Source organism: Curtobacterium sp. MCLR17_054, assembly GCF_003234335.2.
In the GTDB taxonomy this organism is placed as follows: domain Bacteria; phylum Actinomycetota; class Actinomycetes; order Actinomycetales; family Microbacteriaceae; genus Curtobacterium; species Curtobacterium flaccumfaciens.
The window spans coordinates 73240-86596 of sequence record NZ_CP126264.1; the positions used below are offsets into that span (position 1 = coordinate 73240).

Genomic DNA, 13357 nt, shown 5'->3' on the forward strand with positions numbered 1-13357 from the left:
CTCGTGATTCCTGGATGCTGTTGGGGTGCCTCGCTTCCAGTTGCTCTCGGATGCTCAGTGGGTGTTGATCGCTGATTTGTTGCCCGGTCGGACGGGTCGCGCGGGGCGGCCGTTCGCGGACGCCAGGAGCATGGTCGAGGGCATCATCTACCGGTACCGGACCGGGATCGCGTGGCGGGACCTGCCGCGGACGTTCGGGCCGTGGCAGACGGTATGGGCTTGGCATCGCCGGCTCGCTGGCGATGACACCTGGGATATCGTCCTCGACCGGCTCTTGACCGCGGCGGACGCGGCCGGGCAGGTGGACTGGTCGGTGTCGGTGGACTCCACGATCGCCCGTGCGCATCAGCACGCCACGAACATCACCCGCACCACAGGGGGCTTCATCGAATTACACGGATCCTCGGTCCGAGCCGCCTGACCACGGGTTCGGCCGCTCCCGCGGCGGCCTGTCCACGAAGGTGCACCAGCTCGTCGACGGGCACGGGCTGCCGCTGGTGACACTGATCACACCCGGGCAGGCCGGCGACTCACCGATGCTGCTGCCCCTGCTGGCCGAGCTTCGCGTCGCTCGGCCAGTCGGCCGGCCACGCACCCGACCCGAGAAGCTCCGCGGTGACAAGGCGTACTCATCCCGAGCCATCCGAGCCCATCTGCGCGGTCGCGGCATCGAGGCAGTGATCCCGGAACCCCGCGACCAGCAAGGACACCGAAAGCGGCGCGGATTCCGCGGCGGCAGACCCGTCACCTACGACCCGATCGACTACAAACAGCGCAACGTCATCGAGCGCGGCTTCTGTCGGTTGAAGCAGTGGCGAGGCCTGGCGACCCGGTACGACAAACTCGCGATCGTCTACCGCGCCGCCGTCGTCCTCAACGCCGTCATCGCCTGGCTCCACCAATTGCAAGACACGCCCTAGGACATGTACTGGTACGCACCGCATGGCGTGTGTCCGCTGCAGTTCAACCGCGCATGGATTCCTGCCGCGGTCACGGTGGGGTGAGCACGTGGTCGAGATATATCAGGTGCCGCGGTTGATGGGTGTGGTGAGCCAGCGGGACCAGGCTGTTCGAGAGGTGTGGGCGGCGTGGGCGGCCAGGGTGCGGGTGTGATCGCGGTCTGCGGAGGTTGCTGCGCTGATCGCGTCGCACCAGGATGTGGCGGTGTCGTTGGCGAGGTAGCGGTTGTCGGGGTAGAGATCGGCGATGCTTGATCCGGTCGGGCCGATTGCGGGTGTGCCGAGTTCGAGTGATCGGATCGCGATGCCGGATTGGAAGAATCGTTTGTAGGGCACGAGTACGGCTTGGGCTGTCGCGATCAGGGTGTCGAGGTGTTCCTCTGGCACGAACTCGTCGGTGACTGTCCACCCTGCGATGCTCGGCCAGCCGCGGCCGATGATCTCGAGCCGATACCTGGTGTCGAGACGTTCCCCGATTTCCGCGAGCAGGGTGAGGTCGCGGTCGGGTTTGAATTGTCCGAGCACGCGCACAACAGGTTGTTCGGATGCGGGTTCGGGCTGTGGTGTGGCGGTGCGGGGGAATACTGGGTGGGGCAGGAGTTCCGGGGTGGTTTCCGGGCTGTCGGTGGTGAGCGCGGTGTGCGCGGTGGTGCTGTGCACGATGAGTTGGACGGCGCAGGCGAGCGCGCCGGTGCGGCGGGAGAGGGTGCTGTATCCCCGGGCGTGTACGAGTGGTCGAGGATCGTGCATGACGAGCGCGGACTCGATGCGACGGCCGAGGACGGTGTGCATGATCAACCGGTCGAGGTGTCCGAGGACGGGCCAGGTCACGATGACGCGGGCGTCGGAGCGTCGGGCGGTCCGTCGGGCGGACCATAGTGCGGTGATGTAGCGGCGTGCCCAGTCGAGGCTGGACCTGCCGGTGATGCTCGGTTCGTTGACATGCGAGACGGACACTCGTGCCCCTGTGTGGTCGAGTGCATCGGCGAGTGCTCGTGTGTAGTGCTGCAGCGCTCCGCCAAGAGGGTTGACGATGATGACGTCGTTGGTGCTCACGCGACTGCACCTGCCGAGTGCGTCGGGGTGGGGTAGGGGTGTTCCTGTGAGGTGTGTAGCCAGATGTCTGCGCTCAGGCGACCGTCACGGACGGGGAGAGCAGCGCGGACTTGGTCACGGTCTAGGGGTGCGCGGAGGGCGTCGGCGATCGCGGTGGCGAGGTGATCACGGAACGTGTCCTGTGCGAGCGGGAGAACGGTGTGGCCGTGTTCGGTCAGCCATGGTGCAAGGCCGGTCTGATCGGTGGTGATCACGGTCAGGCCGGCGGCGAGGGCTTCCTTGATCGGCAAGCCAATCTGCTCCTTCCAGCGTCCGTCTGGCTTGGAGGGTGCGACCAGGACGGAACCTGTTTGCAGGAGCGTGGTGGTCTCCGAGTGCGGTAACCGTCCGGCGACGTGTCGGCTCTCAGGGGATGACGCGGCCCATGCGGTGGCCTCCGTGTGTAGGGGGCCGGGGCCCACCATGATCAGGCGTGCGTCGGGGACCATCGTCTCGACCGCCGGCCAGGCGTCCATGAGCTCGTGGACGCCCTTACGGTCTTCCATGGCGCCAACGAAGACGCAGGTGCACGGCGTGGGGAGTGTGGGTGTTGGGGTGGCTCGTGGGAGTTCCGGGATGATGGTGTGTTCGATGGCGGACACGAACGGCAGTTGGGCGTACGTGTCGCGGGCGGTTGCGCTTGCGAAACAGATCCGGTCGATACTCGCACGGGCGGTGATACCGATCAGGGTCGCGACGATTCGGACGATCCACGCCGGTGCGCTGTGACGGCCGCCGACGAGGGCGGCGAGGGTGTTGTTTTCCATCGCGTACGTGACGACACGGTGCTGCCGGCCGCGGAGGGCACCTGCGCTTTTGAAGCCGACGACAAGGGCGAAGTGTTTCGGCCAGAATCGCATCCAGAGCGGTTCCGGGACCTCGAGTGTCGTCGCGGGTGTCGTCGCGAACCGGCGGAGCGCACCAACCAGGGACACCCGCCGGATACCGTCCGCGAGGGCCGTGCCCGCAAGGTCATAATTCGTGTCGAGATACAGCAGCTCAGCGGGTGTGCCGAGGCGGTGCCGTTCGATGTGCACGGCGCGGAGCTCGGGGACGATGCGCATGCTCGCCGGGGCGGTGCGATCGCGCGCGCGGCGGGTCACGCGGTGACCTGCTGACGCTCCGCCTGCGCCCGGTTCTGCGTGCGCTCAATGCCTGCCTGATCGCTGATAGCCCGGGCGTATGCGCTACAGACGCCAGTCCAGGTGTAGGCGGTGCGGGCACGGTCGAGGACCTGCTCCCGGATAGTGTGCTGTTCGTCCGGGTCCTCAAGCATCGCGATGACGTTGTCCGCGATCGCGTGAGGGTCCGGACGGACGAAGCGGGCACTCGTGCCAGCGAGGACCTCCCGGTTGTACACCGTGTCACGGGCGACCGTGGGGGCGCCGCAGTGCATTGCCTGCACCAGTGCCGGGTTGGTCCCGCCCACGCTGTGACCGTGGAAGTACGCGCCGGCACGCTGCCAGAGCGCGAACAGCCGCTCGTCGTCGGCAATGTGGCCGACCCAGTGCACGTTCGAGTGTTCCGCCGCGAGGGCGCGTGCCCGGTCGTCGAGGTCACCGCCGTACCCGCTTGACCCGACTAGCACCACCGGATACTGCTCAGCGATTCGTTCCGCCGCGGACAAGAACTCCGGCACGGTGTTCTCCGGGACGAACCGGGCAACCATGAGCGCAAAGGGGGTGCTGTGCAGGTGCGCATCATCAGCATGCAGGGGCAGCATCGTGGGTTCGTTGCCGCCGTAGGGGATCATCACCCCCGTCGCGCCGAACTCCCGCCGCCAGTAGTCGCCGATTGCGTCCGCGTCGAACACGAGACGGTCCGCGAACCGAGCCGTCATCCGTGCCCCGGTCTTGAATACGAACTTCGCCAGGCGTCCCCACTTCTCCCGCTCCCACTCGATCCCGTCGACGTTGACAACGGCGGGGATGCCGGTGAGGTGCAGCAGTGGCAGCCAGAGCCCGTTCGCGCAGTTCATCACTAATGCCACATCCGGGCGGCGGTGGATCGTGTCGAGCACGGCGGTGAGGCCGTAGGTTAACGTTGACAATGACCGTGTTTCCACCCCCCACGTGACCCGTCGAGTAATGCGGCCATCGATTGCCGGATCGTCCGGGTGCTGTTGCCCCGGTCGGCCATATACGGTCACGTCCCAGCCTTCGTCCGCGAGGTGCGGGGCGATGTGCCGTACCGCGGTCTCGAACCCGCCGTAGTAGGACGGGTACCCACGCGTACCAATGATTGCCACGCGTGGCTCATGGGTAGAGTCGGAACTTCGGAACGACAACTGCCGGAACGGTTTCTGCAGGGCATGCCTCTTTTTGATTCGAAACAATTGATGTACGGACGTGTTTTGCATGGGTGCGGAGCGTGGTGGCCAAAGAAATTTGGTTGGGGTGGGCTGTACTGCCAGCGCCGGGATCGACTTCGGCAGCAGCGCGGGGGGCAGTAGGCGCCGTGGGAGAACAGCACTCGTGGCACTGTTTTGGTGAGCAGGATCAGGTCGGTGCCGATGGACCAGTTCATGGCGTACTCGAGGTCGTGGTGCAGGCCTTCGTCCCAGGGAAGATCTGATCGTCCGTTGACCTGCTAAGGTCCGGTGATGTCCGGACGCACAGTGAGGCGGCCAAATGCGACCGGATCCCACTGTGCAACTTCGCGTGGCAGCGCGGGCCGTGGTCCCACGAGTGACATGTCGTCAACGCGGGCGTTCCAGAGCTGTGGCAGTTCATCCAGCGACGTTTTTCGCAGGAGCCTGCCGGCCCGGGTGACGCGTGGGTCGTCGCGGAGTCTGAACAGTGGACCGGAGCCCTCGTTGCGGTGCATCAGTTCCGCGAGGCGTTCCTCTGCGTCAACGTGCATCGTCCGGGACTCCGCAATCGTGAATGCGCTGCCGTCCTTCCCAACGCGCTGCTGACGGAACAGCACCGGAGCGCCGTCCTGCAAAAGGATCACCACGGCGATCACCGCGAACACGGGCAGTAACAGCACCAGCGCGATGCCTGCGAACGCCAGATCAAGGGCCCGCTTTGCAACGGCTGCGCCTCGATGCGCCCTGGAACTGCCGCCCCGCCGATCCGCAAGCGGACTGGAACCAGCCGGCAACGCCCGGGGTCGGTCTACCCGGTGTGTAGGCCTTCCTACTTCCCGCCCCCTGTGGACTCGGCTCTCTGTCTCTACTGAGCTCACCCGCTACCTCCCAAACTCGCCCAACCAGCACGATCCCAAACTGTAACATGTTGCGTAATCACCTGCCACATGGTGACTGGTATGTATGTATGTGTGATACTCTGCAACGGGTAGGTGAGCGCGCTCGTTATCGCCGGCGTGGAGGTGGTGGAAGGGTTACCGGACATCGTTCTCGGCGCGCAGCGGGTTCGTGTCGTGTCGCTCGTTCGAGCGATGGTGCGGGCCGGGATCACCCTGTGGCCGTAGCAGTGACGCGAAATGGCCCGCGTGTTCGAGCGTGCCGACTCGTGCTACTCACGCAACAATCACGACGGCATCACGACGGCAACACGAGCGCAATATCACATTGTCGCGTTGTCCTTTGAGCCTGCGGGCTCTCAATCACGAAGGAAACATTCCCCGGTGAATATCTCGAAGACGCTCTCGCGAGCCGGTGTGCTCGCCGCTGTGGCGTTTGTAAGTACATTCAGCATTGGTTCGCCAGCATGGGCCATAACACCCATTAATGATCCTGTTAGTGCGCGCGCGTCAGGAATTACGATTTCGCAGCCAGCGAATGGCTCGAGCACGAACCAAATCCGACCGCGGTTCTCCGGAACTTCCAAGGCCGGTGAGGGAGCTATGATACTCGATATCGACGACGCGCCGTTGGCGAATGTGCCCGTTTCAAGCGGCAGTTGGGGGATCTTATCGCCCTATGACATCGGATACGGGACCCATGTGCTGAAGGTTTCTCAAGTGGGTGTCAGTGGGATCGCTGAAAGCACATTTACTGTTACCTCGCATGGGGCTCCAGTGAGTATCTATTCGCCTTCCAACAACGAAACGGTGACGACCGCGCGGCCGGCGATTAAGGGTCAAGGTCAGCCTTACGCGTCCGTGCGAGTCACCACGGGTAATACGAAGCTCGGAGAAACCACAGTTGATAAGAATGGGCTCTGGTCCATTAGCCCTTCCAGTGACTTGCCGAAGGGTTCAAACTCCATCACTGCGACGCAAACGCGGATTGTAGTTCCGACCGGTAGGGATACAACTACCGCCAGTCGAACCTTCAACGTCAATGTGACCCCACCTGCTACGGCACCGGTCACGATTACGTCGCCGAAGAGTGGGGCCACTGTGACGACGGCTCGTCCTACCGTCACGGGGACTGCTGATCCGAATGGTGGGAAGGTCACCCTTTCGCGTGGCGGAACGCAGCTCGCCCCGGCCGTTTCGGTCGATGGGGCAGGGAACTGGTGGGCGACCCCGACCGAGGATCTGCCCGAGGGCTCGGTGACAGTGAAGGCAGTCCAGTCCGGTACCGGCAAGGAAACCTCAGTAACGTTCACGGTGGCTACGGCACCGGTCACGATTACGTCGCCGAAGAGTGGGGCCACTGTGACGACGGCTCGTCCTACCGTCACGGGGACTGCTGATCCGAACGGTGGGAAGGTCACCCTTTCGCGTGGCGGAACGCAGCTCGCCCCGGCCGTTTCGGTCGATGGGGCAGGGAACTGGTGGGCGACCCCGACCGAGGATCTGCCCGAGGGCTCGGTGACAGTGAAGGCAGTCCAGTCCGGTACCGGCAAGGAAACCTCAGTAACGTTCACGGTGAACACGACCCCGTCCCCCACGGCGCCGGTCAGGATCAGCACGCCGTATAACGGTACGGTGCTGCACACCCATCAGACGTTGTTTGCAGGGGCCGGCGAACCTCAAGCTGAGGTATATCTGACCGCCCTCGATGCTCAAGATAAGCAGGTGTTCCTCGGCCGTGCCGACGTGAATGCGAGTGGTTTGTGGTCGCTTGCGCCGCCGCTGCAGCATGATCTCCCAGATGGTGTCGTGCGAATCACGGCCACGCAATTGCCAGAGGGGGCGGGCAACAGCAACATCACGACTGACGAGATCACGGTTACGGTGCGGGTAGCGGCGCCTGTCACGATCTCGAGGCCCTCGGCGAACACGACAGTGCAGGAGGCACGGCCGGAGATCGCTGGCACTGGGGAGCCGAACGCCACGATCACCCTGAAGAACGGTGAAACGAAGATCGGCGAGACGCAGGTCAAGTCGGACAAGACCTGGTCGATTACCCCCGATACCGACTTGCCGAACGGTGAAGTCACGGTGACCGCCAACCAGGATGCAAACGGGGTGACGAGCACCGCGAGCCGCACCTTCACCGTCGACGCGCAGGACGAGGTCGCACCGCTGGTCGTGGAAAAGCCGTCCGAGGGCGGCGTTGTGATCGCGCCGACCGGGGACGTGGAGTTTTCCGGGACCGGTGAGACTGGTGCGCGGGTTGTGATCCGCGGCCAGGGTGGTGGCCGGGAAGTGGTGAACACGACCGTTAAGAACGGGAAGTGGTCTGCGACTGGCCACAACTTGAACCCGAGTATGCATTACACCCTCGAGACCGTGTACACGGTTCCCGGGCAGGAGCCGGTGACGGGCACGATCAGCTTCACCACTATCCCGGTGGAGGGTGTGGAGCAGGACTTCACGATTGATACGCCGGCTGAGGGGTCGGCTGTGGTTGCCCCGGCCGGTGATGTGGACTTCGCTGGGAAGGGCACCACGGGTGGGGAAGTCATCATCCGTGGGCAGAACGGTGGCCGCACTATCGGTACCGCGAACGTGGACGCGCTCGGGAACTGGGCGTTCACTGGCCACAACTTGAACCCGAGTATGCATTACACCCTCGAGACCGTGTACACGGTTCCCGGGCAGGAGCCGGTGACGGGCACGATCAGCTTCACCACTATCCCGGTGGAGGGTGTGGAGCAGGACTTCACGATTGATACGCCGGCTGAGGGGTCGGCTGTGGTTGCCCCGGCCGGTGATGTGGACTTCGCTGGGAAGGGCACCACGGGTGGGGAAGTCATCATCCGTGGGCAGAACGGTGGCCGCACTATCGGTACCGCGAACGTGGACGCGCTCGGGAACTGGGCGTTCACTGGCCACAACTTGAACCCGAGTATGCATTACACCCTCGAGACCGTGTACACGGTTCCCGGGCAGGAGCCGGTGACGGGCACGATCAGCTTCACCACTATCCCGGTGGAGGGTGTGGAGCAGGACTTCACGATTGATACGCCGGCTGAGGGGTCGGCTGTGGTTGCCCCGGCCGGTGATGTGGACTTCGCTGGGAAGGGCACCACGGGTGGGGAAGTCATCATCCGTGGGCAGAACGGTGGCCGCACTATCGGTACCGCGAACGTGGACGCGCTCGGGAACTGGGCGTTCACTGGCCACAACTTGAACCCGAGTATGCATTACACCCTCGAGACCGTGTACACGGTTCCCGGGCAGGAGCCGGTGACGGGCACGATCAGCTTCACCACTATCCCGTCGAAGTAACTAACCCAACGGGAACGAGCAGTACCCAGGAACCACACCACGGTGGGGTCGGGTCGGGATCACACCCGGGGCCCGACCCCACCGTGGCGGGAACCCGAGTAGTACGGCTCGGGCCCGCACCCCTTATCCACCCGTGGCCTTGGAACGAGCAGCCCCGGCACCGTTCGTTCTTGAACGCTGCTACGGGTCGCGTCCGCTCCGGATCGTTCACGGGTCCGTATCACCCACAGACCGTTTCCCACATGCAGATAAGGAACCCCATGCGTCCCAAACTCCTCACCGCGCTTCTCGGCTCCGTCGCGATCATCGCCGCTCTTGCCGGCTGCTCCACCGGCGGTAACGATGTCAGGCCCAGCGCGTCAGCGTCGTCCTCAGCGACGACTAGCGTTGAGACCGGTACGGCGGATGCTGCGAACACGGCACCAAAGGCCACCGGGAAGTGCGTCGACGGCAAAGCCATCATCACTGTCGCCGATGTCAAGGACGGCAAGGCTGCCCTGGGCGACTGCGCCACCGTGTGGGTTAGCGTCAATGACGCACACATCGCCCTCGGACATGTCAAGAAGCTCGCGTTCGAGGGCACCGGGAACACCGTCACCTACACCGGCAGCACACCCGACATCATCGCCGGCGACAAGAACACCACCACCAAAAAGTAACCTCAACAGTCCTGATCACGGCGTCGGCCGCTCCCGCGGCAGCCTGTTCACAAAGATCCACCAGCTCGTCGATGGCTCAGGGCTCCCGCTGGTCACCTTGATCACGGCCGGACAAGCTGGTGACTCGCCGATGTTCCTCCCGCTGATGGCACACCTGCGCGTCGGACGCGAGACCGGCAGACCACGAACACGCCCGGACGCGGTCCGAGGTGACAAGACGTACTCGTCCCGCGGAATCCGGGGCCACCTGCGATCCCGCGGAATCAGGGCCATCATCCCGGAGCCCGATGACCAAAAGAGACACCGCAAGCGTCGCGGCTCACGCGGCGGCAGGCCCGTCAGTCTCGACGCCGCCGACTACCGAGCCGCAACGTCACCGGACGCCGCTACTGCCACATCAAGCAGCGGCGAGGCCTCGCGACCCGATATGACAAACTCGCGATCATCTACCGCGCCGCCGTCGTCCTCAACACCGTCTTCGCCTGGACCAAAACATTGTGAGACACGCCCTAGAGCTACAGGCTGCAGCCGTGATTCGCTCGTCGTCGTCGACGACGACCTGGACAGGGGCAGCGTCGCACGGCCATGTAGTGGCAGGCGGGGAGCCCGTCAGCTCTGCACGTACTACGTCCGCCGTCGCTCAATGGACTCCGCGCGTCACCCCGGTCCCAGTCTCGCCGCGCGCCGAATGGGCCCAACGATTCAAGCGTTCCGCTGACTGCTATCCCGGGGGAACGACAGGAAGAGCCGCATGCTCGGGGTCCTGACCGGACCAGACCCCTCGGAAAAGGACGCGAGGAGGCAGTTAGCACTACTACTCTAATCGGGGTTAGGGGTCCTCGAAGTCAGAAATACCAGCGATCGACATCGGTGCACACCGCGGCGTCTACACCCCATGAACGTCACGGTCATGTTTGATGACCATGAGCTATAGGGAATATACCGTGCTTCGGGGGGGGGGGGGCAGGTGCACAACGCGCACTCGTATCGTGGCGTATCTGAGACCGTCGCCATTCGGACCTCAACTCCTCACGTAGACTGTCTGACAGTGGGAATTCCCGCATCAGGTTGTGTGTTACCATCGCCCGTCAAAGCAAGATCGCAGACGCCGACGTGCGCGACGAACATTTGATGCCCTCGTCGTTATCCGTGTGAATATTCTAGCTGAACACGGGATGCTAGGCATGAGCGTGCATGCATTGACAGTCATGATTCGGCCCGGCTGAGAGGCAGAGCACACCATTTGGTTCCCCGCGATGGCCTGAGGTTCGGGCTTCTGCTGAGAGCCGGCCGACGCCTGGACCAACGTCGTCCGCGGCTCGCGCCCGACCGATAGGAAGCGACTGCGACGCGATCAACTGCGGGGACATGGAATCGGAGCTTCCAGTCACCGGCACCAGCTTGGCAGAGAATCGCGCAGGCGGTTGACTCGCAGCCGCGGCCCATTCCATCGGTGCCACTGACGGGTGCCGCCGGCCGCGTGTGGCTGCTTCGCCCGGGTTCTTGGATTGCTTTCCATCGCGACTCGACCCAGCGGCCGGCTTCTCCCGGCGCAACCCCATCCGGAGTTAGCCTATGCATCTACTTGTCGGACAAGATGGGGCGGATACCAACGTCATACGCCTCGGAGTTACTCGGCTCATCGCATTTGAGGGGGTAGGTGGGGTTTGAAGCCGCCGGATTCGAGCAGGCTGCGGGCGATGTAGTTGGTGAGGTTGCGGAACCCGAGCGCTGAGCCGCGGAGGTGTTCGAGGCGTCCGTTGATGGCCTCGGTGGGGCCGTTGGACGTGCCGGGGCGGTCGAAGAACGCGAGGACGTCGCCGACGCGTTGGGTGAGGGTCCGGCCGAGGCGTCGGAGCTCGACCAGCGGGGCGGGGGCACCGTGGACTTGTCTGGATGCCGATAGGCAGTGATCATCCGTTGGTAGATGCCCCACATCGCTTCGACCTCGACGTGCTCCTCGGTCCGGAACACGGCGTGCAGGCGGGCGTGCTGCTTGTCGGTGAGGAAGTCCGCGCCGGTGTGCAGGGTCCGGCGGGCGCGGTAGAGCTGGTCGGTGGCTCGGCCGCGGTGCCCGTGGAGATGCTGCTGCACCCGCCGTCGACACTGGTCCAACGCGTCACCAGCGAGGCGGACCACGTAGAACGGATCCATCACCGGAACCGCGTCCGGAAGCTCCTCGGTGGCGGCGGTCTTGAATCCGGTGAACCCATCCATCGCGACCACGTCCACCATGTCTCGCCAGGACTTCGGCCGGTTCGCGAGCCATGTCTTGAACACGGCCTTCGAGCGCCCCGGAACCATGTCGAGCAGCCGTGCCGGCCCGGTGCCGGTGCGGTTCGGGGTCAGATCGATGATCACCGTGACGAACGTGTCGCCGTGGCGGGTGTGTCGCCAGACGTGCTCGTCGACCCCGATCGTGGTGACCCCATCGAACCGGGCCGGGTCATCGACGAGGACCCGTCGGCCTTCAGCGAGGACGGCACTGTTGGCGGTGTGCCAGGACACGCCCAGCCCAGCGGCGACCCGGGAGACGGTGAGATGGTCGATCACGATCGCTGCCAACGCCCACCGCAGACCGCCGCGGGAGAGCTTCGCCCGTTCCGAAGCAGCCCGGGATGTGTCTTCTCGCCACGTCCGTCCGCAGTGCTCGCACCGATACCGTCGCACCCGGAGCAGCAGCGTCGTGGGCCGATGCCCGAACGGCTCGTGCGCGAGGCGACGCGTCAGCGTTCCTCGCGACGTCGCTTCCGCCCCGCAGCGACGGCACCACGGATCCGGGGCCGTCAGCCGACACTCGATCACGGCCTGATCGGACTCGAGTCGTTGACCGACCACGGTCAGGCCGAGCTCGTCCAAGCGGCAGAACGATGTGAGGTCAGGGGTCGCGAAGGTAGCGTGGTGCACGTCGAGGTCTTCCGGACGGTAAGTGTGAGAACTTCCATCCTGGGAGACCTCGACCCCGTTCCGGAGGACCGACCCGCCCCATCACACGACCGGCCCTACCCCTCGTTTGCGAAGAGCCGGTTACTCAGTAGCCCGATTCGGCTCGAAATCGTTCACTAGGGCGTGTCTTGCAATTGGTGGAGCCAGGCGATGACGGCGTTGAGGACGACGGCGGCGCGGTAGACGATCGCGAGTTTGTCGTACCGGGTCGCCAGGCCTCGCCACTGCTTCAACCGACAGAAGCCGCGCTCGATGACGTTGCGCTGTTTGTAGTCGATCGGGTCGTAGGTGACGGGTCTGCCGCCGCGGAATCCGCGCCGCTTTCGGTGTCCTTGCTGGTCGCGGGGTTCCGGGATCACTGCCTCGATGCCGCGACCGCGCAGATGGGCTCGGATGGCTCGGGATGAGTACGCCTTGTCACCGCGGAGCTTCTCGGGTCGGGTGCGTGGCCGGCCGACTGGCCGAGCGACGCGAAGCTCGGCCAGCAGGGGCAGCAGCATCGGTGAGTCGCCGGCCTGCCCGGGTGTGATCAGTGTCACCAGCGGCAGCCCGTGCCCGTCGACGAGCTGGTGCACCTTCGTGGACAGGCCGCCGCGGGAGCGGCCGAACCCGTGGTCAGGCGGCTCGGACCGAGGATCCGTGTAATTCGATGAAGCCCCCTGTGGTGCGGGTGATGTTCGTGGCGTGCTGATGCGCACGGGCGATCGTGGAGTCCACCGACACCGACCAGTCCACCTGCCCGGCCGCGTCCGCCGCGGTCAAGAGCCGGTCGAGGACGATATCCCAGGTGTCATCGCCAGCGAGCCGGCGATGCCAAGCCCATACCGTCTGCCACGGCCCGAACGTCCGCGGCAGGTCCCGCCACGCGATCCCGGTCCGGTACCGGTAGATGATGCCCTCGACCATGCTCCTGGCGTCCGCGAACGGCCGCCCCGCGCGACCCGTCCGACCGGGCAACAAATCAGCGATCAACACCCACTGAGCATCCGAGAGCAACTGGAAGCGAGGCACCCCAACAGCATCCAGGAATCACGAGCAACCGATTACAAGACGCGCCCTAGCTGGCTCACAGTCCAGGCCCCTCTCTGGACCTCTCTATGAGGGCGTCGGGACTCGGACTCGGACTCGGCAAGACCTCCTTCAGGGTGCGCTCACGCGCGCTCGGGA

Annotated in this window: 8 protein-coding genes and 2 pseudogenes; 4 read left to right on the forward strand and 6 right to left on the reverse strand. The window is 64.8% G+C overall.

What is annotated here, in order from left to right; all coding sequences use genetic code 11:
• The first annotated feature begins 25 nt into the window (after window positions 1-25).
• A protein-coding gene (locus DEJ08_RS18415) for an IS5 family transposase (RefSeq protein ID WP_284180522.1) occupies window positions 26-920 on the forward strand; the annotation gives its coding sequence in 2 pieces (ribosomal slippage) (window positions 26-376 and window positions 378-920; 894 coding nt in all).
• A 102-nt stretch (window positions 921-1022) separates the two neighbouring features.
• Here the strand turns inward: DEJ08_RS18415 and DEJ08_RS18420 are convergent.
• The 4 genes from DEJ08_RS18420 to DEJ08_RS18435 all read right to left on the reverse strand — a co-directional run bounded on the left by DEJ08_RS18420 (window position 1023) and on the right by DEJ08_RS18435 (window position 5243).
• A complete protein-coding gene (locus DEJ08_RS18420) occupies window positions 1023-2015 on the reverse strand; it encodes a glycosyltransferase (protein WP_111055722.1) in 993 nt (330 codons plus the stop codon).
• On the reverse strand, window positions 2012-3157 hold the full coding sequence (locus DEJ08_RS18425; protein WP_111055721.1) for a glycosyltransferase: 1146 nt from the start codon (window positions 3155-3157) through the stop codon (window positions 2012-2014). The genes DEJ08_RS18420 and DEJ08_RS18425 overlap by 4 nt, the downstream gene beginning before the upstream one ends.
• On the reverse strand, window positions 3154-4413 hold the full coding sequence (locus tag DEJ08_RS18430; protein ID WP_111055720.1) for a glycosyltransferase: 1260 nt from the start codon (window positions 4411-4413) through the stop codon (window positions 3154-3156). The genes DEJ08_RS18425 and DEJ08_RS18430 overlap by 4 nt, the downstream gene beginning before the upstream one ends.
• A 230-nt stretch (window positions 4414-4643) precedes the next feature.
• The gene (locus tag DEJ08_RS18435) at window positions 4644-5243 is read right to left on the reverse strand and encodes a sugar transferase (RefSeq protein WP_111055719.1); all 600 of its coding nucleotides are present in this window, start codon (window positions 5241-5243) and stop codon (window positions 4644-4646) included.
• Between the two features lie 621 nt (window positions 5244-5864).
• On the opposite strand from DEJ08_RS18435, the gene DEJ08_RS18440 reads away from it, so the two are divergent.
• The 3 genes and pseudogenes from DEJ08_RS18440 to DEJ08_RS18450 all read left to right on the forward strand — a co-directional run.
• The gene (locus tag DEJ08_RS18440; RefSeq protein WP_284180525.1) at window positions 5865-8585 is read left to right on the forward strand and encodes an Ig-like domain-containing protein; all 2721 of its coding nucleotides are present in this window, start codon (window positions 5865-5867) and stop codon (window positions 8583-8585) included.
• A 260-nt stretch (window positions 8586-8845) separates the two neighbouring features.
• Window positions 8846-9244, forward strand: coding sequence for a DUF3060 domain-containing protein (locus DEJ08_RS18445; RefSeq protein ID WP_181439096.1), 399 nt, complete (start codon window positions 8846-8848; stop codon window positions 9242-9244).
• 10 nt (window positions 9245-9254) lie between these two features.
• A pseudogene (locus DEJ08_RS18450) lies at window positions 9255-9745 on the forward strand (transposase); the annotation flags it as partial.
• Between the two features lie 1138 nt (window positions 9746-10883).
• On the opposite strand, the pseudogene DEJ08_RS18455 reads toward DEJ08_RS18450, so the two are convergent.
• Window positions 10884-12151, reverse strand: a pseudogene (locus DEJ08_RS18455) (ISL3 family transposase).
• Window positions 12152-12306: 155 nt separating this feature from the next.
• Window positions 12307-13201 (reverse strand): IS5 family transposase gene (locus tag DEJ08_RS18460; protein ID WP_284180522.1). Its coding sequence is split into 2 segments (ribosomal slippage): window positions 12307-12849 and window positions 12851-13201, totalling 894 coding nucleotides; the frame shifts between segments, so codons are not numbered across the junction.
• Window positions 13202-13357 lie beyond the last annotated feature (156 nt).